This is a genomic window from Streptomyces sp. NPDC052682 (assembly GCF_040678435.1).
Classification (GTDB): Bacteria; Actinomycetota; Actinomycetes; order Streptomycetales; family Streptomycetaceae; genus Streptomyces.
Genome location: NZ_JBFATS010000004.1, coordinates 283,486 through 307,939, shown reverse-complemented (window position 1 = coordinate 307,939; position 24,454 = coordinate 283,486). Strand labels below are relative to the sequence as shown.

At 71.0% G+C, this 24,454-nt stretch carries 21 protein-coding genes; 12 read left to right on the top strand and 9 right to left on the bottom strand.

Going from position 1 to position 24,454, the window contains the following annotated elements:
- Positions 1-3: 3 nt before the first annotated feature.
- The 4 genes from AB0K80_RS08315 to AB0K80_RS08300 form a co-directional block, all read right to left on the bottom strand.
- Positions 4-873, bottom strand: a complete 870-nt coding sequence (locus AB0K80_RS08315; RefSeq protein ID WP_365667123.1) for an acyl-CoA thioesterase II — start codon at positions 871-873, stop codon at positions 4-6.
- A gap of 35 nt (positions 874-908) precedes the next feature.
- The gene (locus AB0K80_RS08310) at positions 909-2,066 is read right to left on the bottom strand and encodes an acyl-CoA dehydrogenase family protein (RefSeq protein ID WP_365667303.1); all 1,158 of its coding nucleotides are present in this window, start codon (positions 2,064-2,066) and stop codon (positions 909-911) included.
- A gap of 101 nt (positions 2,067-2,167) precedes the next feature.
- On the bottom strand, positions 2,168-2,743 hold the full coding sequence (locus AB0K80_RS08305; protein WP_365667121.1) for a Uma2 family endonuclease: 576 nt from the start codon (positions 2,741-2,743) through the stop codon (positions 2,168-2,170).
- Positions 2,744-2,762: 19 nt separating this feature from the next.
- The gene (locus AB0K80_RS08300; RefSeq protein ID WP_365667119.1) at positions 2,763-3,362 is read right to left on the bottom strand and encodes a TetR/AcrR family transcriptional regulator; all 600 of its coding nucleotides are present in this window, start codon (positions 3,360-3,362) and stop codon (positions 2,763-2,765) included.
- An 86-nt stretch (positions 3,363-3,448) separates the two neighbouring features.
- On the opposite strand from AB0K80_RS08300, the gene AB0K80_RS08295 reads away from it, so the two are divergent.
- From AB0K80_RS08295 to AB0K80_RS08280, 4 genes are read left to right on the top strand one after another with little or no spacing between them, the layout of a single operon-like run.
- Entirely contained in the window at positions 3,449-5,065 is a 1,617-nt protein-coding gene (locus AB0K80_RS08295; protein WP_365667117.1) for a carboxyl transferase domain-containing protein, read from the top strand.
- 14 nt (positions 5,066-5,079) lie between these two features.
- Positions 5,080-7,002 carry a biotin carboxylase N-terminal domain-containing protein gene (locus tag AB0K80_RS08290; RefSeq protein WP_365667115.1) on the top strand — a complete coding sequence of 641 codons (1,923 nt, stop codon included), beginning with the start codon at positions 5,080-5,082 and terminating at the stop codon, positions 7,000-7,002.
- Positions 6,999-7,949, top strand: a complete 951-nt coding sequence (locus AB0K80_RS08285; RefSeq protein WP_365667113.1) for a hydroxymethylglutaryl-CoA lyase — start codon at positions 6,999-7,001, stop codon at positions 7,947-7,949. The genes AB0K80_RS08290 and AB0K80_RS08285 overlap by 4 nt, the downstream gene beginning before the upstream one ends.
- Positions 7,950-7,955: 6 nt before the next feature.
- The gene (locus tag AB0K80_RS08280; protein WP_365667111.1) at positions 7,956-9,116 is read left to right on the top strand and encodes an acyl-CoA dehydrogenase family protein; all 1,161 of its coding nucleotides are present in this window, start codon (positions 7,956-7,958) and stop codon (positions 9,114-9,116) included.
- A gap of 107 nt (positions 9,117-9,223) precedes the next feature.
- Here the strand turns inward: AB0K80_RS08280 and AB0K80_RS08275 are convergent, their stop codons facing one another.
- Together AB0K80_RS08275 and AB0K80_RS08270 are read right to left on the bottom strand one after the other, a co-directional pair.
- Positions 9,224-9,901, bottom strand: a complete 678-nt coding sequence (locus AB0K80_RS08275) for a DUF6193 family natural product biosynthesis protein (protein ID WP_365667109.1) — start codon at positions 9,899-9,901, stop codon at positions 9,224-9,226.
- A 593-nt stretch (positions 9,902-10,494) separates the two neighbouring features.
- On the bottom strand, positions 10,495-10,884 hold the full coding sequence (locus AB0K80_RS08270) for an AHH domain-containing protein (protein WP_365667107.1): 390 nt from the start codon (positions 10,882-10,884) through the stop codon (positions 10,495-10,497).
- A gap of 511 nt (positions 10,885-11,395) precedes the next feature.
- Between AB0K80_RS08270 and AB0K80_RS08265 the strand changes: the two genes are divergently transcribed.
- Positions 11,396-13,393, top strand: coding sequence for a glycosyltransferase family 2 protein (locus tag AB0K80_RS08265; RefSeq protein ID WP_365667105.1), 1,998 nt, complete (start codon positions 11,396-11,398; stop codon positions 13,391-13,393).
- Here AB0K80_RS08265 and AB0K80_RS08260 read toward each other — a convergent pair.
- From AB0K80_RS08260 to AB0K80_RS08250, 3 genes are all read right to left on the bottom strand, one after another.
- Positions 13,383-14,666 (bottom strand): thioesterase domain-containing protein, encoded by a 1,284-nt coding sequence (locus AB0K80_RS08260; protein WP_365667103.1) that lies wholly within the window; start codon positions 14,664-14,666, stop codon positions 13,383-13,385. The two genes, AB0K80_RS08265 and AB0K80_RS08260, sit on opposite strands and share 11 nt — an antisense overlap.
- Before the next feature lie 67 nt (positions 14,667-14,733).
- The gene (locus AB0K80_RS08255) at positions 14,734-15,390 is read right to left on the bottom strand and encodes a TetR/AcrR family transcriptional regulator (RefSeq protein WP_365667102.1); all 657 of its coding nucleotides are present in this window, start codon (positions 15,388-15,390) and stop codon (positions 14,734-14,736) included.
- Positions 15,387-16,448 (bottom strand): saccharopine dehydrogenase, encoded by a 1,062-nt coding sequence (locus AB0K80_RS08250; protein WP_365667100.1) that lies wholly within the window; start codon positions 16,446-16,448, stop codon positions 15,387-15,389. Before AB0K80_RS08250 ends, AB0K80_RS08255 begins: the two co-directional genes overlap by 4 nt.
- Positions 16,449-16,556: 108 nt before the next feature.
- Between AB0K80_RS08250 and AB0K80_RS08245 the strand changes: the two genes are divergently transcribed.
- From AB0K80_RS08245 to AB0K80_RS08215, 7 genes are all read left to right on the top strand, one after another.
- Entirely contained in the window at positions 16,557-17,243 is a 687-nt protein-coding gene (locus tag AB0K80_RS08245; RefSeq protein ID WP_365667098.1) for a 4'-phosphopantetheinyl transferase superfamily protein, read from the top strand.
- A 69-nt stretch (positions 17,244-17,312) separates the two neighbouring features.
- Positions 17,313-18,359 (top strand): ABC transporter substrate-binding protein, encoded by a 1,047-nt coding sequence (locus tag AB0K80_RS08240; protein ID WP_365667096.1) that lies wholly within the window; start codon positions 17,313-17,315, stop codon positions 18,357-18,359.
- Between the two features lie 50 nt (positions 18,360-18,409).
- Positions 18,410-19,264: a siderophore-interacting protein gene (locus tag AB0K80_RS08235; RefSeq protein WP_365667094.1), complete on the top strand. Its 855-nt coding sequence runs from the start codon at positions 18,410-18,412 to the stop codon at positions 19,262-19,264.
- 162 nt (positions 19,265-19,426) lie between these two features.
- Positions 19,427-20,869, top strand: a complete 1,443-nt coding sequence (gene desA, locus AB0K80_RS08230) for a lysine decarboxylase DesA (protein WP_365667092.1) — start codon at positions 19,427-19,429, stop codon at positions 20,867-20,869.
- Entirely contained in the window at positions 20,853-22,139 is a 1,287-nt protein-coding gene (locus AB0K80_RS08225) for a lysine N(6)-hydroxylase/L-ornithine N(5)-oxygenase family protein (RefSeq protein ID WP_365667090.1), read from the top strand. The genes desA and AB0K80_RS08225 overlap by 17 nt, the downstream gene beginning before the upstream one ends.
- Complete coding sequence (locus AB0K80_RS08220; protein WP_365667088.1) at positions 22,136-22,678, top strand: GNAT family N-acetyltransferase; 543 nt, start codon at positions 22,136-22,138, stop codon at positions 22,676-22,678. The genes AB0K80_RS08225 and AB0K80_RS08220 overlap by 4 nt, the downstream gene beginning before the upstream one ends.
- Positions 22,675-24,444, top strand: a complete 1,770-nt coding sequence (locus tag AB0K80_RS08215) for an IucA/IucC family siderophore biosynthesis protein (protein WP_365667086.1) — start codon at positions 22,675-22,677, stop codon at positions 24,442-24,444. Before AB0K80_RS08220 ends, AB0K80_RS08215 begins: the two co-directional genes overlap by 4 nt.
- Positions 24,445-24,454 lie beyond the last annotated feature (10 nt).

Sequence of the window (24,454 nt, the reverse complement as noted above, 5' to 3'; positions counted from 1 at the left end):
GGGTCAGCCGCGCGGTACGCGGACCACGCCCTCCTGGATCACCGAGATGGCCAGGCGGCCGTCCTGGGTGTAGATCCGCGCCTGCCCCAGGCCCCGGCCGCCGTACGCCGACGGCGACTCCTGGTCGTACAGCAGCCACTCGTCGGCGCGGAACGGCCGGTGGAACCACATCGCGTGGTCCAGGGACGCCCCGACGACGTCCCCCACCGCCCAGCCGCCGCGCCCGTGCGCGAGCAGCACCGAGTCCAGCAGGGTCATGTCGGAGACGTAGGTGGCCAGGACGACGTGCAGCAAAGGGTCGTCGGCCAGTTTGCCGTTGGTGCGGAACCACACCTGGGAGTGCGGCTCGCGCGGCTCGCCGTAGCGGCCGAAGGGCGGCTCGTCGACGTACCGCAGGTCCACCGCGGCCCGGGCCTGGAGGAACCGCTCGACGACCTCCGGGTCGAGGTGGGCGTAGCCGCGCAGCCGTTCCTCGGAGGTGGGCAGGGTGGCCGGGTCGGCGGACGGCGGCATGGGCGCCTGGTGGTCCAGGCCCTCCTCGTGCGCCTGGAAGGACGCCGAGAGGTGGAAGATCGGCTTGCCGTGCTGCACCGCGACCACCCGGCGGGTGGTGAACGAGCGGCCGTCGCGGATGCGGTCCACGGTGTAGACGATGGGCGCGCCGGGGTCGCCGGGGCGCAGGAAGTACGCGTGGAGGGAGTGGGGCGGCCGGTCGGCGGGGACGGTCCGCCCCGCGGCGACCAGCGCCTGGGCCGCGACCTGCCCGCCGAAGACGCGGGGGATGACGGCGGAGCGGGACCGGCCGCGGAAGATGTCCTCCTCGATCTGCTCGAGGTCGAGCAGATCGAGGAGGTCCTGAAGTGCCTGACTCATGAGGTCAGTTGTATACGGCAGGCGTTTCGCGGGCCTTACAGGCCCATGTCCTTCGCGATGATCGTCTTCATGATCTCGCTGGTGCCGCCGTAGATGCGGTTGACGCGGTTGTCGGCGTACAGGCGGGCGATCGGGTACTCGTTCATGTAGCCGTAGCCGCCGTGCAGCTGCAGGCAGCGGTCGATGACGCGGTGCGCGACCTCGGTGCAGAACAGCTTGGCACTGGCGGCCTCGGCGGGCGTGAGCTCACCGGCGTCCAGGGCCTCCAGGGCGCGGTCGGCGACGGCCTCGGCGGCGTCCACCTCGGCCTGGCAGGCGGCCAGTTCGAACTTGGTGTTCTGGAAGTGGGCCACCGGCTTGCCGAAGACGGTGCGCTCCTGCACGTACTGCTTGGCGAACCGGACGGCGGCCTTGGCCTGCGCGTAGGCGCCGAAGGCGATGCCCCAGCGCTCGGAGGCCAGGTTGTGGCCGAGGTAGTAGAAGCCCTTGTTCTCCTCGCCGAGCAGGTCCTCGACCGGGACCTTGACGTCGACGAACGCCAGCTCGGCGGTGTCGGAGGTGCGCAGGCCCAGCTTGTCGAGCTTGCGGCCGATGGAGTAGCCCTCGGACTTGGTGTCCACGGCGAACAGGGAGATGCCGAAGCGGCGGTCCTCGGCGGTGGGCGCGGCCGTACGGGCGCAGACGATCACGCGGTCGGCGTGCACGCCGCCGGTGATGAAGGTCTTGGCGCCGTTGAGGACGTAGTGGGTGCCGTCCTCGGAGAGCTTGGCGGTGGTCTTCATGCCCGCGAGGTCGGAGCCGGTGCCCGGCTCGGTCATCGCCAGCGCCCACATCTCCTCGCCGGTGACGAACTTCGGCAGGTAGCGCTTCTTCTGCTCGTCGGTGGCGAGCATCTTGATGTAGGGCAGGGCGAGCAGCACGTGCACGCCGGAGCCGCCGAACTGGACGCCCGCCCGGGCGGTCTCCTCGTACAGCACGGCCTCGAACTTGTGGGTGTCCAGACCCGCGCCGCCGAACTCCTCGGGCACGTTGATGCCGAAGATGCCCAGCTCGCCGAGCTTGTAGTAGAAGTCGCGCGGCGCCTGGCCGGCCTGGAACCACTCGTCGTACACCGGCACGACCTCGGCCTCGATGAAGGCGCGCAGGGTCTCCCGGAACGCCTCGTGATCCTCGTTGAACACCGTACGGCGCACTCCCGCCACCTCCACGAACCTAGGCATGTCTAAGCGCTTGCTCAGATCAAGGTACCGGCGGGTAGCTACGGGCGTCCAGAGTGGTGGTGGCGTAACGCTCGTCACTCACCGGGCTTGCCGTAGCGGCGGAACTCGGAGGTGGCGATCGTCCAGGGGCCGAAGCGGACTGAGTCGCCGTAGATGTAGGCGTCCTTGCGGGCGTAGCCGGCCCTGCAGGGGTCCGAGTACACCTCGATGGTGCCGGTGCGGGGGTCGACGACCAAGCAGTGGGGGACGCCCATGGCGGAGCAGTCGCCGAGTCTCTCCGCGCGGTCACCGCCCAGGCCGGGCGGCCGGACGACCTCGACGACCGCGAGCACCCGGAGTGCGTCGACCGCCAGACCCCCTTCGTCGAGCACGCTCTCAGGGATGACGACCGCGTCAGGACGCCGCATGCGGCCCCTCACGGCATGCTCGATCACGGGGCCGTTCGCACAGATGTGGCCGGGATGCGTGGCGGGGAGCTGCCGGTTCAGCTGATCGCGGATACGGCGCACGGTGCCCGCATGGCGCTTCGAAGGCCACGCCATGGCCAGGACCGGACCCGACGGGCCGATCTCGACGCGCCACGCCCCCTCCAGCCGCTCCGCGTGGGCCCAGAGCTCCTCGGCGATCGCCCGCATCCTCGCGTACTCCACGAGCCGAGGGTACTGAGGCCTACCCCTCCCCGGCCGCCGCCGCGAACGCCCCCCGGGCCATCCTGTGCAGCAGTTCCGCCGTCGCCGTGCGGCCCGGCAGGGAGCCCGGGCGGCCGAGGTGGGGGGTGGAGTTGAGCAGGCCGAAGACCGAGTGGACCGCGGAGCGGGCGGCGGGCTCGGCCAGGCCGGGGTAGATCTCGCGGACCAGCCCCACCCACAGCTCGACGTACTGCCGCTGCAGCTGGCGGACCCGCTTGCGGTCGGCGTCCCGGAGGCGGTCCAGCTCGCGGTCGTGCAGGGTGATGAGGGGACGGTCGTCGAGCGCGAAGTCGATGTGCCCCTCGATGAGCGAGTCGAGGACCGTCTCCGGAGCCACCCCGTCGGCCTCCGCCAGACGCCGCCGCGCACCGGTCAGCAACCGCTCGCTGATCCCCACCAGCAGCTCCGCGAGCATCGCGTCCTTGCCCGCGAAGTGCCGGTACAGCCCGGGCCCGCTGATGCCGACCGCGGCGCCTATCTCGTCGACGCCGACGCCGTGGAAGCCGCGTTCGGCGAACAGCCGGGCGGCCTCCTTGAGGATCTGCTCGCGGCGGGTGGGGGCGTCGGTTCTGGTGGCCATGAAAACAATTCTAGACAGCGAGGTTAGCGGTCGTTAACCTGGAGGAAATGCGTTAACGCTCATTAACAAGGTGAGGGGACCGCAGGATGCACGAGGCACCGGAGCTTCACAGCGCGGCCGACCCCGCGTCGGAGGCCTTTCGGGCCAACGAGGAGGCGCACCGCGCCCTGGTGGAGGAGCTGCGCGCCAAGCTGGCCGCGGCCCGGCTCGGGGGCGGTGAGAAGGCGCGGGCGCGGCACACCGCGCGCGGCAAGCTGCTGCCGCGGGACCGCGTGGACACCCTCCTCGACCCGGGCTCGCCCTTCCTGGAGCTGGCCCCGCTGGCCGCCGACGGGATGTACGACGGGCAGGCCCCGGCCGCCGGTGTCATCGCGGGGATCGGCCGGGTCAGCGGCCGCGAGTGCGTGATCGTCGCCAACGACGCCACCGTCAAGGGCGGCACGTACTACCCGATGACGGTGAAGAAGCACCTGCGCGCCCAGGAGGTCGCGCTCGACAACCGCCTGCCCTGCGTCTACCTCGTGGACTCCGGCGGCGCCTTCCTGCCGATGCAGGACGAGGTGTTCCCCGACCGCGACCACTTCGGCCGGATCTTCTACAACCAGGCCCGCATGTCGGGCGCGGGCATCCCGCAGATCGCCGCCGTGCTCGGCTCGTGCACGGCCGGCGGGGCGTACGTCCCGGCGATGAGCGACGAGGCCGTGATCGTGCGCAACCAGGGCACGATCTTCCTCGGCGGCCCGCCGCTGGTGAAGGCCGCCACCGGCGAGGTCGTCACCGCGGAGGAGCTGGGCGGCGGCGAGGTGCACTCCCGCGTCTCCGGCGTCACCGACCACCTCGCCGAGGACGACGCCCACGCCCTGCGCATCGTCCGCACCATCGTCTCGACGCTCCCCGCGCGCGGCCCGCTGCCCTGGGAGGTCACCCAGACGGTGGAACCGAAGGTGGACCCGTCCGGGCTGTACGGCGCCGTGCCCGTGGACCCCCGCACCCCCTACGACGTCCGCGAGATCATCGCCCGCGTGGTCGACGGCTCGCGCTTCGCCGAGTTCAAGGCCGAGTTCGGCCAGACCCTGGTCACCGGCTTCGCCCGGATCCACGGCCACCCGGTCGGCATCGTCGCCAACAACGGCATCCTGTTCTCCGAGTCCGCCCAGAAGGGCGCCCACTTCATCGAGCTGTGCGACCAGCGCGGCATCCCGCTGGTCTTCCTGCAGAACATCTCCGGCTTCATGGTCGGCCGCGACTACGAGGCGGGCGGCATCGCCAAGCACGGCGCCAAGATGGTCACGGCCGTGGCGTGCACGCGCGTGCCGAAGCTGACGGTCGTGGTCGGCGGCTCGTACGGCGCCGGCAACTACTCCATGTGCGGCCGGGCCTACTCCCCCCGCTTCCTGTGGATGTGGCCGAACGCCAAGATCTCCGTCATGGGCGGCGAGCAGGCCGCCTCCGTCCTCGCCACGGTCAAGCGCGACCAGTTGGAGGCGCGCGGGGAGTCCTGGCCCGCCGAGGAGGAAGAGGCCTTCAAGGCGCCGGTCCGCGCCCAGTACGAGCGTCAGGGCAACGCCTACTACGCCACCGCCCGCCTCTGGGACGACGGCGTGATCGACCCGCTGGAGACCCGGCAGGTGCTGGGACTCGCCCTGACCGCCTGTGCCAACGCGCCCCTGGGTGACCCCCAGTTCGGCGTCTTCCGGATGTAAGGGGGACGGAACCCATGTTCGACACAGTGCTCGTGGCCAACCGGGGCGAGATCGCCGTACGCGTCATCCGCACCCTGCGCTCGCTGGGGGTGCGCTCGGTGGCCGTCTTCTCCGACGCGGACGCCGACGCCCGGCACGTCCGGGAGGCCGACACCGCCGTACGGATCGGCCCGCCGCCCGCGGCCGAGAGCTACCTGTCGGTGGAACGGCTGCTGCAGGCCGCCGCCCGCACCGGCGCCCAGGCCGTCCACCCCGGCTACGGCTTCCTCGCCGAGAACGCCGGCTTCGCCCGCGCCTGCGCCGAGGCGGGGCTGGTCTTCATCGGTCCCCCGGCGGACGCCATCGCCCTGATGGGCGACAAGATCCGCGCCAAGGAGACGGTGCAGGCGGCCGGGGTGCCCGTGGTCCCCGGCGGACGCGACCCGGACCTTGAGGAGGCGGCCCGCAAGCTGGGCGCGCCCGTGCTGCTGAAGCCGAGCGCGGGCGGCGGCGGCAAGGGCATGCGCCTGGTGCGGGACCTGGCCGTGCTGGAGGACGAGATCGCCGCCGCCCGCCGCGAGGCCCGCGCCTCCTTCGGCGACGACACCCTCCTGGTGGAGCGGTGGATCGACCGCCCCCGGCACATCGAGATCCAGGTCCTGGCCGACGCGCACGGCAACGTGATCCACCTCGGCGAGCGCGAGTGCTCCCTGCAGCGCCGCCACCAGAAGATCATCGAGGAGGCGCCCTCGGTCCTGCTGGACGAGCGGACCCGGGCGGCGATGGGCGAGGCGGCGGTCCAGGCGGCCCGGTCCTGCGGCTACCGGGGCGCGGGCACGGTCGAGTTCATCGTCTCCGGCGAGGACCCGACGTCGTACTACTTCATGGAGATGAACACCCGCCTCCAGGTCGAGCACCCGGTGACCGAACTCATCACCGGCCTGGACCTGGTGGAGTGGCAGCTGCGGGTGGCGGCGGGCGAGCCGCTGCCGTTCCGGCAGGAGGACGTGCGCCTCACCGGGCACGCCGTGGAGGCCCGCGTCTGCGCCGAGGACCCGGCCCGCGGCTTCCTCCCCTCCGGCGGCACGGTGCTGAAGCTGCGCGAGCCCGAGGGCGACGGCGTCCGCACCGACTCGGGCCTCAGCGAGGGCACGGAGGTCGGCAGCCTGTACGACCCGATGCTGTCGAAGGTGATCGCCTACGGCCCCGACCGCGCCACCGCGCTGCGCCGGCTCCGCGCGGCCCTGGCCGAGACGGTCACGCTGGGCGTGCAGACCAACGCCGGGTTCCTGCGGCGGCTGCTCGCGCACCCCGCGGTGGTCGCCGGGGAGCTGGACACCGGGCTGGTGGAGCGCGAGGTGGCCGGCCTGGTCACCACCGAGGTCCCTCAGGAGGTGTACGAGGCGGCGGCGGCCGTACGGCTGGACGCGCTGAAGCCCGGGAACGAGGGCTGGACGGATCCGTTCTCGGTGCCGGACGGCTGGCGGCTGGGCGGTGAGCCCAAGCCGGTCGCCTTCCCCCTGCGGGCCGCAGGCGGGGACCCGGTGGAGTACACCCCGCGCGGCACGCACACCGTCACCGCCGACGAGGTATCGGTCGTCCTGGACGGTGTCCGCCACACCTTCCACCGGGCCGGGGACTGGCTGGGCCGCGACGGCGACGCCTGGCACGTCCGCGACCACGACCCGGTCGCCGCGTCCCTGACCCGGGCCGCGCACGCGGGCGCCGACTCGCTCACGGCCCCCATGCCCGGCACGGTCACGGTGGTGAAGGTCGCGGTCAGCGACGAGGTGGCCGCGGGCCAGAGCCTGCTCGTCGTCGAGGCGATGAAGATGGAGCACGTCATCTGCGCCCCGCACGCCGGCACCGTCACCGAACTGGACGTGGCGCCGGGCTCGACGGTCGCCATGGACCAGGTGCTGGCGGTCATCACCCCGGCCGAGGAGGCCGAGCGATGACCGTCGACGGGCTGCCCATGACCGTACCGGCGACCGGCCTCCCGGCCCGGGTGCGCATCCACGAGGTCGGCGCGCGCGACGGCCTGCAGAACGAGGCGTCGATCGTCCCGACCGAGATCAAGGCGGAGTTCATCCGCCGCCTGGCCGCCGCGGGCCTGACGACGATCGAGGCCACGAGCTTCGTGCACCCCAAGTGGGTGCCCCAACTGGCGGACGCCGAGCGGCTGTTCCCGCTCGTCAGCGACCTGTCGGCCGACCTGCCGGTCCTGGTCCCCAACGAGCGCGGGCTGGACCGCGCCCTGGCCCTGGGCGTGCGGCGCGTCGCGGTCTTCGCCAGCGCCACCGAGTCCTTCGCCAAGGCCAACCTCAACCGCACGGTGGACGAGGCGCTGGCGATGTTCGAGCCGGTGGTGGCCCGGGCGAAGGAGGCGGGCGGCCACGTCCGCGGCTATCTGTCGATGTGCTTCGGCGACCCGTGGGAGGGCGCGGTCCCCGTCCCGCAGGTGGTCCGGGTCTGCCGGGCGCTGCTGGACATGGGCTGCGACGAGCTGAGCCTCGGCGACACGATCGGGGTGGCGACCCCCGGCCATGTCACCGCCCTGCTGACCGCGCTCGGCGAGGCGGGCGTGGCCGCGGACGTGCTCGGCGTGCACTTCCACGACACCTACGGCCAGGCCCTCGCCAACACCCTGGCCGCCCTCCAGTACGGCGTCACGACGGTCGACGCGTCGGCCGGGGGCCTGGGCGGCTGCCCGTACGCGAAGTCGGCGACCGGAAACCTCGCCACCGAAGACCTGGTGTGGATGCTGCGGGGCCTCGGCATCGACACCGGTGTCGACCTCGGCCGTCTCGTCGCCACGAGCGTGTGGATGGCCGACCGGCTGGGCCGGCCCAGCCCGTCCCGCACCGTCCGAGCCCTGTCCCACGAGGACACCAAGGAGCAGTGAACGACGATGGACCACCGCCTCTCCCCTGAGCTGGAAGAACTCCGCCGCACGGTGGAGCAGTTCGCGCACGACGTGGTCGCGCCGAAGATCGGCGACTTCTACGAGCGGCACGAGTTCCCGTACGAGATCGTCCGGGAGATGGGCCGCATGGGCCTGTTCGGGCTGCCGTTCCCGGAGGAGTACGGCGGCATGGGCGGCGACTACCTGGCCCTGGGCGTGGCCCTGGAGGAACTGGCCCGGGTGGACTCCTCGGTCGCCATCACCCTGGAGGCCGGGGTCTCCCTGGGCGCGATGCCGATCCACCTGTTCGGCACCGAGGAGCAGAAGCGGCAGTGGCTGCCGCGCCTGTGCTCCGGCGAGATCCTCGGCGCCTTCGGCCTGACGGAACCGGACGGCGGCTCGGACGCGGGCGCGACCCGTACGACGGCCCGGCTGGACCCCGCGACGAACGAGTGGGTCATCAACGGCACCAAGTGCTTCATCACCAACTCGGGCACGGACATCACGGGCCTGGTGACGGTCACGGCGGTGACGGGCCGCAAACCGGACGGCCGGCCCGAGATATCGGCGATCATCGTCCCGTCGGGCACGCCCGGCTTCACGGTCGCGGCCCCCTACTCCAAGGTCGGCTGGAACGCCTCGGACACCCGCGAGCTGTCCTTCGCGGACGTCCGTGTCCCGGCCGCCAACCTGCTGGGCGAGGAGGGCCGGGGCTACGCCCAGTTCCTGCGCATCCTCGACGAGGGCCGCATCGCCATCGCGGCGCTGGCGACGGGCCTGGCGCAGGGCTGCGTCGACGAGTCGGTGAAGTACGCGAAGGAACGCCACGCCTTCGGCAGGCCGATCGGCGCCAACCAGGCCATCCAGTTCAAGATCGCGGACATGGAGATGAAGGCCCACACGGCCCGGCTGGCCTGGCGCGACGCGGCGAGCCGCCTGGTGGCGGGCGAACCCTTCAAGAAGGAGGCGGCCCTGGCGAAGCTGTACTCCTCCACGATCGCCGTGGACAACGCCCGGGACGCCACCCAGATCCACGGCGGCTACGGCTTCATGAACGAGTACCCGGTGGCCCGGATGTGGCGGGACTCCAAGATCCTGGAGATCGGGGAGGGCACGAGCGAGGTGCAGCGGATGCTGATCGCCCGGGAACTGGGGCTGGTGAGCTGAGCGGCGCTTCGGTCCCCGCGCACCACTCAAGGTCACGGGGCCCGGTTCGGCGGTCGAACCGGGCCCCTTTCGCTCACTGCGGCTGCCCTTTTGCTCCGGATTCCGGGTCAGCCGCCGGACAGCGACGCGGCGGCCGCCGTGACAGCCTCCGGCAGTGAGGCCGCGATCCTCGGGACGTCACCTTCGGTGTCCTCCACCCGGTAACCCCCACCGGCGAGAGGTGTGATCCGCACCTCTCGCGCCCCCTGCCGCCCGCCGGCCCAGTTGAGCCGGAGGGTGCCGTGGCTGAGCGCGGGGAACAGGGAGCGGAAACGGCCGTCCGCGTGCAGCGCGGCGACCAGTGGGCGTTCCTCGGCGTAGACCTCCGCGGTCAGCAGCCACTCCCACTGAGCCGATGCCGGATCGTCCGACTCGTGCACCTTGGCCTGTCGTCCAGGGGTGACGAAGGGAAAGGCGGCGACGAAATCATCCACCCTCATTCCCCCGCGCCAGGCGGCCAGCGCGTCCACCAGGACGTCGAAATCCTCGGTGATCCCACTGGCCCAGGAGAACCCTTGCCCCTGGATCCCCAGATGGAAGGCCCTGCTGCGGCCGTCCAGCTCGACGGTGATCCGCCCGCGGCTCGACTCCATCTGCGCCGTGCCGAACCAGCCGGGCCCCGATGCGTAGGGGCTTTTGACCACCCCCAGGTCCACGCCCTTGCTCGCGGCCTTCGTCTGAAGTGCCGGGACAAGACCTCCCCTGTCGTGGATGTCGGGATACAGGTCGGCGCCGGGTGTCTCCACTGTCGGCCTCCTCTCTGTCGATCAGGAGCATTCTCAGGGCCCACTTGGGGCGTGGGTGTCTGCAGCTGTCCTGGGGCATAGGAGGCGCCGTCCCGCTGCCTCCGGCAGGAAGGGGGCGAGCGTGGTGCAGCGGATGCTGATCGCCCGGCAACTGGGCGGCACGTACGTTCGGTAAGAGAACGGGGCCCCTCAGGACTCCGCCCAGTCGACCTCCACGAACCTGAAAATTCTGAAGGCCGGCTTCCTCGAGCGCGACCTTTACGGCATCACCGGCGAAGATCGCGGTGACATCGCCCGGCACGCGGAAGATCCGTGACGCCACGGCATCCGCCGCACTGCGCCGAAACGCCGGAAACCGCAGGGCTTCGTACGTCGGGTAGACATCGATGAGCGAAGCCTCCCTGTCGACGACGTCGAGGACGGTGGGCACCTGGACGAGGAAGACCGCATTCCCGTCCACCCGTCCGTCGGCGATGGTGTGCAGATCGGCACCGGCGCACCGCGTCAGCACCTGATGGGCACGTTCGCCGCACACCCAGTCCCTCATCTCCGGGAACCAGAACACATCGGGCTTGCGACCAGCAGGTATGCCATCAGAGCCCTCCGTACACCTCGTACCTGGCGTATTGATCCACAGCAGCCAGCTCCTCCTTGGTCTTCGACAGGAAATCGAGGACCGCTTGTCTTCCACCGCGGGCATCAGCCGCCAGAACCTCGTCGTTGATGTACCGGTAATACGAATGGACGAACGTTCCCCGGTGGCCCTGGTGGCTCATCCAGACACCGTTGACTTCCGAGTCGATGTCAATGTTGTGCTTCTGGAGGACCTTCCACGCCTGTTTCACCTTCTTGCAGCCGCACGGAATGATGTGATGCGCCTGCATCACATCATCCGGCCTCGCCTCACCGCTTCTTTCCAGCGCGCGGCCCAGCTTCCTGCTGTCGCAGTTGTGGACCAGGAGCGGTACGTCACCCGCGTGCACATAGTAGGCGTGGATGCCGTTAACGGTGAGGTCGTGCGTACGCTGACGTTTCTCGAAGAACCGAGCGTCCTTGAGCTCGACCGTCTTCCCTCCACACTCTCCCCACCCCTAGCACCGATCCCCCGGAGATAAAGAGAAGTTAAAGAAGGCTGGGGGATCATGCCTTTACGCGAAGCGCACGAGCAATATCACGGCCACCTTTCGCGACGTGACAAGCGTCACACTCGCCGGACATGCCGCCCACAGGCGATCTCATCCCGCGTAGCGGCAAGAGTCCGGCAAATCCATCCCGGAAGGAGGCCAATCGCCCATCACCCCGGGCGATGCGAACCAGCCACACACTGGCCGTTCAACGACCCACCCCCCCCACGCGCACAGTCGGATCATGGTACCTTCACACTTCCTGCGGCACTCCCCTCCGGGAAAAATGGCGCCCCGCGGCACCTGTACAGCGGATATCCATGCCATTCACGCACGAGGGTGTGCCTTGTATTCCTTGGAGAGCGTGACGATGGCTGGCCCGGCTGTTTCGGTGATTATCGCCGCGTACAACGCAATGCCCTATGTGACGCGTTGCGTCACGTCCGTCGCCGAGCAGAGCATCGGTCAGGACGCCCTGGAAGTCATCGCGGTCGACGACGGTTCCACCGACGGAACCGGTGAGGAACTCGACCGGCTCGCCGCTCTTCACCCGGGTCTCGTGCGGGTGATCCACCAGGCGAATTCCGGCGGTCCGTCCGCTCCGCGCAATACCGGGCTCGACCAGGCCCGCGGTACGTTCGTCTTCTTCCTGGACGCCGACGACCATCTGGGCCCCGAGGCCCTGGAGCGCATGGTCGCCATGGCGGAGAAGAACGGCACCGACGTCGTCCTCGGCAAGATGGTCGGCGTCGGCGGGCGCGGGGCGCCCACCTCGATGTTCCGGCGGAACCAGCCGAGGACGGATGTGTTCTCCTCCCGGGTGTACTGGACGCTCAACCCCATGAAGCTGTTCCGCCGGGAACTGCTGGAGCGGCTCGGGCTGCGCTTCCCGACGGATCTGAGGATCGGTGAGGACCAGCTGTTCGTCGGCCCCGCCTACATCCACGCGGCCGGCATCTCCGTGGTCGCCGACTACGACTGTCTGTTCTGGGTCGAGCGCGAGGACAGCGGCAACATCACGCTGCGCTCCGGGGGCACCGAGCCCCGGCTGAAGTTCCTGCCGCGCGTGGTCGACATGCTCCTGGAGCACGTGCCGCCCGGCCCGGGCCGCGACCACCTCGCCCACCGCCACCTCACCGTCGAGGTGCGCCAGCTCCTGGACCACCTGGCGCGTGAGCCCCGGCCCCAGCAGGAGAAGGCCCTCGCCCGCCTCGCCGAGACCATCGACCCGCTCTGGCACGACGGGCTGAGCGACCAGCTCTCGGCGATGGCCCGCCTGCGTCTGCACCTCGTACGCCACCTCATGCTCGACGAGCTGCTCGAACTGGTGCGTTTCGAGCAGGAACTGGGGCGCACCAAGGTCGCCACCCCGCTCCTGGTCGAGGACGGCCGCGCCTACGCCCGCTACCCCTTCCTGCGCGATACCTCCCGGGACATCCCCGACTCCTGCTACGACGTCACCGCCCAGCTCGGCTTACGCCACCGCGTCACCCGCGCCGAACTGCGCGGCACCGCCCTGCACCTGGCCGGGTACGGCTACCTGCACCGGGTGGCGACGGAGGACGTGACCACCGGGCTGGTCCTGCGGGAGCGGGACAGCGGTACCGAGGTCCACCTGCCGGTCACCCACACCGCGACGCCGGGGCTCGGCGCCGACGAGGACCAGGGCCACTACCCCTACGACAAGGCCGGGTTCGAGGCCGTCGTCGACCTCACCACCGCCGCCGGCGGCAGCCCGCTCGATGCCGGGCTGTGGGACATCTCCCTGGTGATCGGCGCCCAGGGCATCACCCGCGAGGTGCGCATCGGCAGCAAGCGGGACGCGGCGGTCTCGGGCAAGCCGGCGACGCACGTCCTGCAGATCGCCGGTGAGACGCGTGCCGTCACCCTCTACACCACCAAGCCGCACGGCAACTTCACGCTCGACATCGGTGAGCGCAAGCACGCGGTGCCGCCGCAGCTGAGCCTCGGCGCCGTGCGGTGGGCCCCGAACTCCGCCACGGAGCTGGAGTTCTCCGGCCGGTGCACGCTCGCCGCCTACCCCGAGGGCTCCCTCGCCGTCCACCTGGAGGACGGCCGGGGCAACACCGTCCGCTGCACCGCCCGCCAGGCCTCCCAGGCCGGCGGCGACTTCGTCGTCCGCGTCCCCGTCACCGACCTGCCCATCGGCGTGTGGACCGGCGAACTGCGCCTGGGTCCCTGGGCGTTACCCCTCCCGGCGCTCCCGGACAACCTCGCCCCCGCCAAGTGGCGTCGCCGCGGCCTGCCCTGGTACGCCAAGCCCGTCACCGGCGGGCAGGGGGCCTTCGCCCTCCAGGTCGCACGCACCGACCTGGTCCGCGCGGTGACCCGCCGCCTCAGGCCGTAGAACGCGTCCGTACCGCGCCCAGAGGTTCCGGCGACGGCTGTGCACAGACGTGTTCGGCCAGGTCCGGCCAGTGGCCGTGGTCGCCGCCGGGGAAGACCCGCAGCCGGAAGGGGCCCCGCGTGTGCCGTTCCCAGGCGGCTGCCTCGGGGACGCCGACGACCGGGTCGGCGTCGCCCACCAGGGAGGTGACGGGGGTGGTCAGCGGCCGGCCGGGGCGGTGCCGGTAGGTCTCCAGCGCCGTGTAGTCGCTGCGGAGCACCGGCAGGGCCATGGCGAGGACCTCGGGATGCCGCAGCAGCCGGGGATCGGTGCCCGCGGTGCGGCGCAGTTCGTCGACGAGACCGTCGTCGTCCCGGAGCCGGACGGCACGGTCACGCACCCGGTCCGGGGCCCAGGCGCCGGAGACGATCAGGTGGGCCGGGCCGGCCCCGGCGCTCTCCAGGCGCCGGACCACCTCGTAGGCCACCACCGCGCCCATGCTGTGACCCAGCAGGGTCAGCGGCCGGTCCGTGAGCGGGAGCACCGCCCGGAACGCGCGGGCAGCCAGCTCCGCCATGTCCCGGGATACTGGACGGCGTACGTCTCGTACGGCCCGGTCCGGGTCGTACGGGCCGCCTGTGCCAGGGCGGCGGGCAGCGGGCGGAAGGCGCCAGCGCTGCCGCCCGCGTGCGGGAAGCACACCAGGCGGGCGGCAGGCCGGGCCGGTTCGGGGCCGAGCCGGCGCAGCCAGGGGTGTGGCCGGCGGCCCGTGGGCCGGCGGGACAGTACGCCCGTCGCCGTTCCGGATGTCCATGGCCCACGTGCGGAACGGCTCCCGTTCCTCGTCCGGCACACCCAGCAGGTCGCAGATGACCTCCAGCGGCATCGGGTAGGTGAACGCCTCGATGAAGTCCGCCGTTCCGCTGTCGCCGAGGGCGTCCAGCAGCCGCCGGGTCGTCGTCACGATGCGCGGCTCCAGCTCCCGCACGGCCCGCGAGGCGAAGGCCGCGGTCACCAGACGGCGGTAGCGGGCGTGGTCCGGACCGTCCTGTTCGAGGAGCATCACGGGCATCCCCGGGACCAGCGCCCCGTGCGGGGCGTGGGTGTGCACGTCGTTGGACAGCCGTGGATCGCTCAGCAGCTGACGCGTCAGTGCCGCGCCGAGCACCGTCCAGGTCTCCTGCTGGTTGAGCTGCCGTGTGCGGATGATGCCGTGGCTCCTGGCGAGCCGGTCCAGCTCCTGCTCGAGATCCGCTCTCGCCGCGAGCTCGGCGAGATCCACCACCTCGGACATGAGGAAACTCCCCCTGATGAGTGTCGATTGACGCCTGGGCCGGCTCGCGCCGTGTCAGGCACCACGCTCATTCGCTGAGCAGCCGTGCGGCCTCGTCGGCGAGGTGGGCGTCCGTCTGCGCCGACCGGGTGCCGGCGATACCCGACCGCAGCAGGGCGGCCCCCTCGATCAGCGCCACGAAGGTCTCCGCCCGGGCCCGGCAGGACGCGGCCGGCCGCTCCGGCTGGTTGAGCTGGATGAACGCCGCCACGTGGGCCACGTACTTCTCGTAGAACTCCCGGACGACATGGGCGATGGCGTCGTCCTTGGCCGCCAGCGCCCACACCTCGACGTAGAGCCGCACCAGCCGTGGGTCGTCCTGCTCGGCCAGGACCACCGCCACCACGTCGGCGGCGTCCGCCCGGCCCCGCGGAGGCCGGATGGCCGACGGGTCGTCCGGATCGACCCGCAGTCCCGTCACGTCGGCCAGCCGCTCCAGCGAACGGTCCAGCGCCCGTTCCAGGACGGCTTTGATCAGGTCGGCCCGGGCGGGGAAGTAGTGCTGGAGATGCCCGATGCGTACGCCCGCCTCGTCGGCGATGGCCCGCAGCGAGGCGCTCGCGTGGCCCTTGGCGACCAGGACGGTCTCCGCGGCGTCCAGCAGGCTGGTACGGCGGATGGTGCCCTGCTGGGTCAGCTGGGGCTTGCCGTCCGCGGCCTTCTCTCCCCTGGGGACACCGCTCATGACACCGTCACCTCGACTCCCGCCTTCTCCAGGGCGGCGACGACCTCACCGGGCGCCGGCGTCTGCTCCGGGAAGACCACGCCCCGCGGTGCCGGATGACCGTCCTCGCCGAGCACCCGGCGCAGCCCCAGCAGTCCGCCCAGCGCGGTGAGGTGAGCCTGTCCGGCGGCGTCCCTGACCATCGCGGTGCGACGGCCGCCGGCCCGGCCGCGCACGTCGATCCGCAGCAGCGCCTCACCGCCCTCACCCGGCGCGTACAGCAGCGACCGCCGTACCGACTGGAGCCGCTCGCCACGGCCCCAGCGGAAGAACCCGGTCTTCTTCAGGGCCAGCAGGGCCGACGTGGAGGAGTTCGCGCTGAAGCCGATCCGGGTGATCGCCGTGTCGACGCCCAGCGTCAGCGGCAGCGTGAACTGTTCCGGGGTGTCGATCCGGGCGACCTTCGTGCGGTGCTCGCCGATGCTGACGTACCCGGCGTCGCTCAGCGGCATGATCATCCGCCGGCGTCCGCCCTCCATCACCTCGTAGTCCAGGCCCAGGCGGTCCATGAACTCCACCGAGTCGGCACCCGCCCGGTCCTTGAGGTCGTACCGGATGGCGACCTCCACCGCCGCCGCCCCGCCGAGGTCGGCCGCCAGGGCGGAGGCGACCAGCGCACTGACCCCGCCCATCCAGCTGGACGACAACAGCACCGGCGCCTTCGGCGGTGTCAGCGCGGTGATCGCGGCGGCCCGCTGCAGGCGCGCCGTCCACCGGGTGATGTCCACGTACGGCACCCCGCCGCGCAGGGCGGCGCGCAGCACCCGGTCGTCCGGGTCGTTCACCGTGCTGATCACGGCCCGGACCCGAGCGGAGAACGGCTCCGGGTCGCTCAGGTCCCAGCGCCGCACCGACGCCCCGACGTCGTCGGCCAGCGCCCGGCCGCGTTCCGGGGTGCGCCCGGTGAGCAGCAGCGGCCAGGAGGGTGCGGCGAGCCGGGTCAGATCGCCGCCGACCGTGCCGTAACCACCGACCACGAGCACGGGGCCGGTCACATCGAGCTGGATGTCATCGTCCACGCCGGCGATACTAGGTCACGTGACCTAGAAACTCAAACAGCCGTCGGCGCAGGGGAGTTCACCCGCGACGCCACCCTGTACCGCGCAGTCATGAGGAGTTGTCAGGGAATGCTCATCGCACGTGTCCTGCCACCGGCCGCCGTGGGCGAGGAGGCGTACGGCGACCCGGAGGACGGTGCCGGACAGCCCGCCCTGTTTCCCGCCGAGGAAAGGGAGATCGCCCACGCGGGCTACAAGCGCCGGCGGGAGTTCACCACCGGCCGCGTCTGCGCCCGGCGCGCCCTGACCCGGCTGGGCCTGGCCCCGGCCCCCCTGCCGCCCGGCCCGACCGGGGCTCCGGCCTGGCCGGCCGGTGTCACCGGCAGCATCACCCACTGCGCCGGCTACCGCGCCGCCGCCGTGGCCCGCAGCGCCGAGCTGGCCGGTCTCGGGATCGACGCCGAACCGCACGCCCCCGTGTCCCCCGCGGTCCGCAGGGGGATCACCTCCCCGTCCGAGCGCGCCCACCTCGACCGGCTGGACGCCGTCCGCCCCGGCATCCACTGGGACCGCCTGCTCTTCAGCGCCAAGGAGTCCGTCTACAAGGCCTGTTCGTTCCTGGCGCCGCGCGCCCTGCGGTTCGAGGACGCCGAGGTCACGTTCTCCCCGGGCACCGGCACGTTCACCGCGCACCTGGCGGCCGGGTCACTCGTCCTCACCGGGCGCTGGCACGTCTCCCACGGCATCCTGCTCACCGCGGCGGCGCTGCCCGGCCGGGCCACCCCTTGGACAAAATCTGAGGTTAGGCTAACCTAAGCGCGATCCAGCCAAGTGGCCCATCACGCGCGCCCTCAGGGCGCCGCACGCACGAAAGCAGATCCACCCATGTCGAACGCCAGAACCGCCCGTTTCTCCCGTCGCGGCCTGATCGCCACCGGCGGCGCCCTCGGACTCGGCGCCCTCGTGACCGCCTGCGGCGGCGACGCGAAGGACGGCGGCTCGGACTCGACGGCGGCGGGCAAGCCCAAGTCCGGCCCCTGGTCCTTCAAGGACGACCGCGGCACGACCGTGCGGCTCGACAAGGTCCCCGCGACCATCGTCGCCTTCACCGGTGTCGCCGCGGCCCTCCACGACTACGGCGTCCAGGTCAAGGGCGTGTTCGGCCCGACCAAGACCGCGGACGGCAAGCCCGACGTCCAGGCCGGCGACATGGACATCAGCAAGGTGACCATCCTCGGCAACGCCTGGGACCAGTTCAACGTCGAGAAGTACGCGGCCCTCGCGCCCGACGTGCTGATCAGCACCATGTTCGACGACGCCGGCACGCTCTGGTACGTCCCCGAGGCGTCCAAGGACAAGATCGCCAAGCTCGCCCCGAGCGTCGGCATCTCCGTCTTCGACCGGCAGCTGACCCAGCCCCTGCAGCGCATGTGGCAGCTCGCCGAGTCGCTCGGCGGGGACATGACGGCCGCGAAGGTCACCGACGCCAAGAAGCGCTTCGAGGCGGCCTCCGAGCGGCTGCGCAAGGCCGCCAAGGCGCACCCCGACATCAAGGTGATGGCCGGTTCGGCGAGCCAGGAGCTGTTCTACGTCTCCGGCACCAACCTCTCCATCGACCTGGAGTACTTCAAGGCCCTCGGCGTGAACTTCGTCGAGCCGCCCGAGAAGGCCAAGGCGAAGACCGGCGGCTGGTTCGAGTCGCTGAGCTGGGAGAACGTCGACAAGTACCCGGCCGACATCATCATGATGGACGACCGCTCCTCGGCCATCCAGCCCGCCGACATCACCGAGGCGACCTGGAAGAAGCTGCCCGCGGTCAAGGCCGGCCAGGTCATCGCGCGCTCCCCCGAGCCGATCCTGTCGTACGACAAGTGCGTCCCGCTGGTCGAGAACCTCGCCGAGGCCATCGAGACCGCCAAGAAGGTCAGCTGACCTCTCCCCCCGCACACACAACGCCCCCTGACCAGCCATCAGGAGCCCATATGACCACGGCCGTGGCCGCCCCGTTCCGTTTCTTCTCCCTGCAGGTCGTACGGACGAGGCGGCTCGGCCCGTCGCTCGTCCGGGTCACCTTCGCCGGGCCCGACCTGCACGCCTTCCACTCCGACGGGCGGGACCAGTCGCTGTCGCTGTTCCTGCCGCACCCGGGGCAGCCCGAGCCGGTCGTGCCCCTGGAGCTGGGCGACGGCTGGTGGCAGGGCTGGCGGGAACTCCCGGACGGCGTACGGGCGGTGATGCGGTCGTACACGCTGCGGGCCCTGCGGCGCGATCCCGACGAGATCGACATCGACTTCGCCCTGCACGGCATCGGGCCGGGCGCCACCACCCAGGCGGGTCCCGCCTCCCGGTGGGCGGCGCGGGCCGCCGCCGGCGACCGGGTGCTGGTGCTCGGGCCGGCGGTCGCGGACAACCGGGCGATCCGGTTCCGGCCGCCCGAGGACACCGACCTGGTGGTGGTCTGGGGCGACGAGACCGCCGTACCGGCCGCCTCGGCCATCGTCGAGTCGCTGCCCGCCGGCATCCGTGCCCGGGTGTGGCTGGAGGTGCCGCACGCCGGGGACATCCAGGACCTCACCACCGCGGCCGACGCGGAGATCACCTGGCTGGTGCGCGAGGGGCGGGGCGCGGAGGACTCCCCCATGGCCTTTTCCGCCCTGCGCGCCGCACACCTCCCGCCCGCCGAGCGGCCGTACGTCTGGCTCGCGGGCGAGTCCGGCTGTGTGAAGCAGCTGCGGCGGCACTTCGTGGACGAGCGCGGCATCGACCGCCGGCGGGTCACCTTCGTGGGCTACTGGCGCCACGGGCTGACGGAGGAGCAGCTGCGCGAACAGGCGTGAACCGTCCGCGAGTTGCCCGCAGGCCGCGTCACCCAAGTGATCGCGGTCACGGCAGGGACCGGACTGCACCACGATGACCAAGGTTAGGCTAACCTAAGTCACGCCCCGCGCGGCCCGGCCCGCCTTCCGTCCCGCACCGGACTTCCCCACCGGAGGACCCCCATGCGCTCGCACCTGCTCAACGACACCACCGCGGAGCACTACCGCCGCTCCGTGACCGACGGAGTCGAGCGGGTGGCCGCCAAACTCGCCGCCACCGACCGGCCGTTCACCGGCGTCACGGTCGACGCCCTCGCGCCCCGCATCGACGGGATCGACCTCGACCAGCCGCTGCACGACACCACGGCCGTCCTCGACGAACTGGAGGAGGTCTACCTCCGGGACGCCGTCTACTTCCACCACCCGCGCTACCTCGCCCACCTCAACTGCCCGGTCGTCATCCCGGCCGTGCTCGGCGAGGCCGTGCTCTCCGCCGTCAACTCCTCCCTCGACACCTGGGACCAGTCGGCCGGCGGCACCCTCATCGAGCGCAAACTCATCGACTGGACGGCCGGCCGTATCGGCCTCGGCCCGGCCGCCGACGGCGTGTTCACCTCCGGCGGTACGCAGTCCAACCTCCAGGCGCTGCTCCTCGCCCGCGAGGAGGCCAAGACCGACTCGCTCGCCGAGCTGCGCGTGTTCGCCTCCGAGGCGAGCCACTTCAGCGTCAAGAAGTCGGCCAAACTGCTCGGCCTCGGCCCGGACGCCGTCGTCTCCGTCCCGGTCGACCACGACAAGCGCATGCAGACCGTCGCCCTCGCCCGCGAACTGGAGCGCTGCCGGCGCGAGGGCCTCGTCCCCATGGCCGTCGTCGCCACCGCCGGCACCACCGACTTCGGCTCCATCGACCCGCTGCCCGAGATCGCCGAGCTCGCCACCCAGTACGGCACCTGGATGCACGTCGACGCCGCCTACGGCTGCGGACTGCTCGCCTCGCTGAAGTACCGGGACCGGCTGAACGGCATCGAGCGCGCCGACTCCGTCACCGTCGACTACCACAAGTCCTTCTTCCAGCCGGTCAGTTCGTCGGCCGTACTGGTGAAGGACGCCTCGACCCTGCGGCACGCCACCTACCACGCCGAGTACCTCAACCCGCGCCGCATGGTGCAGGAACGTATTCCCAACCAGGTGGACAAGTCCCTGCAGACCACCCGCCGCTTCGACGCGCTCAAGCTGTGGATGACCCTGCGGACCATGGGCGCCGACGGCATCGGGCAGCTCTTCGACGAGGTGTGCGACCTGGCCCGGGAGGGCTGGCAGCTGCTCGCCGCCGACCCGCGCTTCGACGTGGTCGTCGAGCCCACCCTGTCCACCCTGGTCTTCCGCTACATCCCGGGCGACGTCACCGACCCCGCCGAGATCGACCGCGCCAACCTCTACGCCCGCAAGGCCCTGTTCGCCTCCGGCGACGCGATCGTCGCGGGCACCAAGGTCGCCGGGCGCCACTACCTGAAGTTCACCCTGCTCAACCCCGAGACGACGGCCGCCGACATCGCCGCCGTCCTCGACCTGATCGCCGGCCACGCCGAGCAGTACCTGGGAGAGACCCTTGACCGCGCTTGCTGAAGCCGCCGCGTCCACGGACCAGACCTATGACTTCGTGGGGATCGGGCTCGGCCCCTTCAACCTCGGACTGGCCTGCCTGACCGAGCCGATCGCCGAACTGGACGGCGTCTTCCTGGAGTCCAAGCCCGACTTCGAGTGGCACGCGGGCATGTTCCTCGACGGCGCCCACCTGCAGACCCCGTTCATGTCGGACCTGGTCACCCTCGCCGACCCCACCTCCCCCTACTCCTTTCTCAACTACCTGAAGGAGAAGGGCCGGCTGTACGCGTTCTACATCCGCGAGAACTTCTACCCGCTGCGGGTCGAGTACGACGACTACTGCCGCTGGGCCGCGAGCAAGCTGAGCAGTATCCGCTTCAACACCACCGTCATGGAAGTCCGTTACGAGGACGACCTGTACGTGGTGACGACGGCGTCCGGTGAGGAGTACCGGGCCCGCCACCTGGTCCTCGGCACCGGCACCCCGCCCCACATCCCTCAGGCCTGCCGGGACCTGGGCGGCGACTTCATCCACAACTCCCGCTACCTGGAGCACAAGAAGCAGCTCCAGGCGAAGAAGTCGATCACCCTGGTGGGCAGCGGCCAGTCCGCCGCGGAGATCTACTACGACCTGCTCAGCGAGATCGACGTCCACGGCTACCGGCTGAACTGGGTGACCCGCTCCCCGCGCTTCTTCCCGCTGGAGTACACCAAGCTCACGCTGGAGATGACGAGCCCGGAGTACATCGACTACTACCACGCGCTGCCCGAGCCGACCCGCTACCGTCTCGCGGCCGAGCAGAAGGGCCTGTTCAAGGGCATCGACGGCGACCTGATCAACGAGATCTTCGACCTGCTCTACCAGAAGAACCTCAGCGGCCCGGTCCCCACCCGCCTGCTCACCAACTCCGCGCTCACCGGCGCCCGGTACGACAACAGCACGTACACGCTGGGCTTCCGCCAGGAGGAGCAGGGCAAGGACTTCGAGCTGACCAGCGAGGGCCTGATCCTCGCCACCGGCTACCAGTACGTCGAGCCGGAGTTCCTCGAGCCGATCAGGGACCGGCTGCGCTACGACTCCCAGGGCAACTTCGACGTGGCCCGCAACTACGCCATCGACGTCACCGGCCGGGGCGTGTTCCTGCAGAACGCCGGCGTCCACACGCACAGCATCACCTCCCCGGACCTCGGCATGGGCCCCTACCGGAACTCGTACATCATCCGGGAGCTGCTCGGCACCGAGTACTACCCGGTCGAGAAGACCATCGCGTTCCAGGAGTTCGCCGTATGAGCCACGTGAGCCCCACGGCCTTCACCTTCCGCCCCCTCGATCCGCTGAAGGACGCCGCACTGCTGCACTCCTGGGTCACCCACCCCAAGGCCGCGTTCTGGATGATGCAGGACGCGACACCGCACGACGTCGAGCGCGCGTACCTGGAGATCGCCGCCGACGAGCACCACCACGCGGAGCTCGGCCTGCTGGACGGCGAGCCCGCCTTCCTGATGGAGAGGTACGACCCCGCCCACCGGGAACTGGCCGGGCTGTACGAGCCGCAGCCCGGGGACGTCGGCATGCACTTCCTCACCCCGCCGACCGACACGCCCGTGCACGGCTTCACCCGGGCCGTCATCACCGCCGTCATGGCGCACCTCTTCGAGGACCCGGCGACCCGGCGGATCGTCGTCGAACCGGACGTGCGCAACACGGCGGTGCACGCCCTGAACGAGGCCGTCGGCTTCGTCCCGGAGCGCGAGATCGTCAAGCCGGAGAAGAAGGCACTGCTCAGCTTCTGCACCCGGGAACAGTTCGAGAAGGCGGTGACCGCATGACCCTCGCCGATGCCGTGGCCCACCTGACCCCCGAGCGCTGGGAGCAGGCCGACCGCCTTTTGGTCCGCAAGGCGCTGGCCGAGTTCGCGCACGAGCGCCTGATCACGCCGGAGCCCGAAGACGGCCGGTACGTGGTGCGCAGCGACGACGGCCAGACGTCCTACCGCTTCACCGCGACCCGGCGGGCCCTGGACCACTGGCAGGTGGACGCCGAGTCGATCACCCGGCACCGGGACGGCGGCGAACTCCCGCTCTCCGCACTGGACTTCTTCATCGAGCTGAAGCAGTCGCTGGGCCTGAGCGACGAGATCCTGCCGGTGTACCTGGAGGAGATCTCCTCCACGCTCTCCGGCACCTGCTACAAGCTGGCCAAGCCGAAGGTCACCGCGGCCGAGCTGGCCCGCGGCGACTTCCAGGCCGTCGAGACCGGCATGACCGAGGGCCACCCCTGCTTCGTCGCCAACAACGGCCGGCTCGGCTTCGGCATCCACGAGTACCTGGCGTACGCGCCGGAGACGGCGAGCCCCGTGCGGCTGGTGTGGCTGGCCGCGCACCGCTCACGGGCCGCGTTCACAGCCGGTGCCGGGATCGAGTACGAGTCCTTCATCCGGGCCGAACTGGGCGAGGAGACCGTCGCGCGCTTCCACCGCACGCTCACCGGCCAGGGCCTCGACCCGGCCGACTACCTGCTCCTGCCGGTCCACCCCTGGCAGTGGTGGAACAAGCTCACCGTCACCTTCGCCGCCGAGGTCGCCAGGAAGCACCTGGTCTGCCTGGGCGAGGGCGACGACGAGTACCTGGCGCAGCAGTCGATCCGGACGTTCTTCAACACCTCCCACCCGCACAAGCACTACGTCAAGACGGCCCTGTCCGTCCTCAACATGGGCTTCATGCGCGGGCTGTCCGCCGCCTACATGGAGGCCACCCCGGCGATCAACGACTGGCTGGCCCAGCTCGTCGAGGGCGACCCGGTCCTGAAGTCGACGGGCCTGTCGATCATCCGGGAGCGGGCGGCGGTGGGCTACCGGCACCTGGAGTACGAGAAGGCGACCGACCGCTACTCGCCGTACCGCAAGATGCTGGCCGCACTGTGGCGGGAGAGCCCGGTGCCCTCGCTCCAGGAGGGCGAGCAGCCGGCGACCATGGCCTCGCTGCTGCACGTGGACCACGAGGGCGCGTCCGTCGCGGGCGCGCTGATCGAGCGGTCGGGTCTGGCACCGAAGGAGTGGCTGCGGCGCTACCTGCGGGCGTACTACACCCCGCTGCTGCACAGCTTCTACGCCTACGACCTGGTCTTCATGCCGCACGGCGAGAACGTCATCCTGGTCCTGAAGGACGGGGTCGTCCAGCGCGCGATCTACAAGGACATCGCCGAGGAGATCGCGGTCATGGACCCGGACGCCGTGCTGCCGCCCGAGGTCGCGCGGATCCGCGTCGACGTCCCCGAGGACAAGAGGCTCCTGTCTATCTTCACGGACGTCTTCGACTGCTTCTTCCGCTTCCTCGCCGCGCAGCTGGCCACCGAGGGGATCCTGGAGGAGGACGACTTCTGGCGCACGGTCGCGGAGGTCACCCGCGCCTACCAGGAGTCGGTGCCGGAACTGGCGGACAAGTTCCGGCAGTACGACATGTTCGCCCCCGAGTTCGCGCTGTCCTGCCTCAACCGGCTCCAGCTGCGCAACAACCGGCAGATGGTGGACCTGGCGGACCCCTCGGGCGCACTCCAGTTGATCGGCACGCTGAGGAACCCGATCGCGGGCCTGTAGGCCCGCGGCG

Excerpts from the sequence above, each read along its gene's own strand:
- AB0K80_RS08315 (WP_365667123.1), bottom strand. The coding sequence starts at position 873 with ATGAGTCAGGCACTTCAGGACCTCCTCGATCTGCTCGACCTCGAGCAG.
- AB0K80_RS08300 (WP_365667119.1), bottom strand. The coding sequence starts at position 3,362 with ATGGCCACCAGAACCGACGCCCCCACCCGCCGCGAGCAGATCCTCAAG.
- AB0K80_RS08295 (WP_365667117.1), top strand. The coding sequence starts at position 3,449 with ATGCACGAGGCACCGGAGCTTCACAGCGCGGCCGACCCCGCGTCGGAG.
- AB0K80_RS08290 (WP_365667115.1), top strand. The coding sequence starts at position 5,080 with ATGTTCGACACAGTGCTCGTGGCCAACCGGGGCGAGATCGCCGTACGC.
- AB0K80_RS08285 (WP_365667113.1), top strand. The coding sequence starts at position 6,999 with ATGACCGTCGACGGGCTGCCCATGACCGTACCGGCGACCGGCCTCCCG.
- AB0K80_RS08280 (WP_365667111.1), top strand. The coding sequence starts at position 7,956 with ATGGACCACCGCCTCTCCCCTGAGCTGGAAGAACTCCGCCGCACGGTG.
- AB0K80_RS08265 (WP_365667105.1), top strand. The coding sequence starts at position 11,396 with ATGGCTGGCCCGGCTGTTTCGGTGATTATCGCCGCGTACAACGCAATG.
- AB0K80_RS08260 (WP_365667103.1), bottom strand. The coding sequence starts at position 14,666 with ATGTCCGAGGTGGTGGATCTCGCCGAGCTCGCGGCGAGAGCGGATCTC.
- AB0K80_RS08255 (WP_365667102.1), bottom strand. The coding sequence starts at position 15,390 with ATGAGCGGTGTCCCCAGGGGAGAGAAGGCCGCGGACGGCAAGCCCCAG.
- AB0K80_RS08245 (WP_365667098.1), top strand. The coding sequence starts at position 16,557 with ATGCTCATCGCACGTGTCCTGCCACCGGCCGCCGTGGGCGAGGAGGCG.
- AB0K80_RS08240 (WP_365667096.1), top strand. The coding sequence starts at position 17,313 with ATGTCGAACGCCAGAACCGCCCGTTTCTCCCGTCGCGGCCTGATCGCC.
- AB0K80_RS08235 (WP_365667094.1), top strand. The coding sequence starts at position 18,410 with ATGACCACGGCCGTGGCCGCCCCGTTCCGTTTCTTCTCCCTGCAGGTC.
- desA (WP_365667092.1), top strand. The coding sequence starts at position 19,427 with ATGCGCTCGCACCTGCTCAACGACACCACCGCGGAGCACTACCGCCGC.
- AB0K80_RS08220 (WP_365667088.1), top strand. The coding sequence starts at position 22,136 with ATGAGCCACGTGAGCCCCACGGCCTTCACCTTCCGCCCCCTCGATCCG.
- AB0K80_RS08215 (WP_365667086.1), top strand. The coding sequence starts at position 22,675 with ATGACCCTCGCCGATGCCGTGGCCCACCTGACCCCCGAGCGCTGGGAG.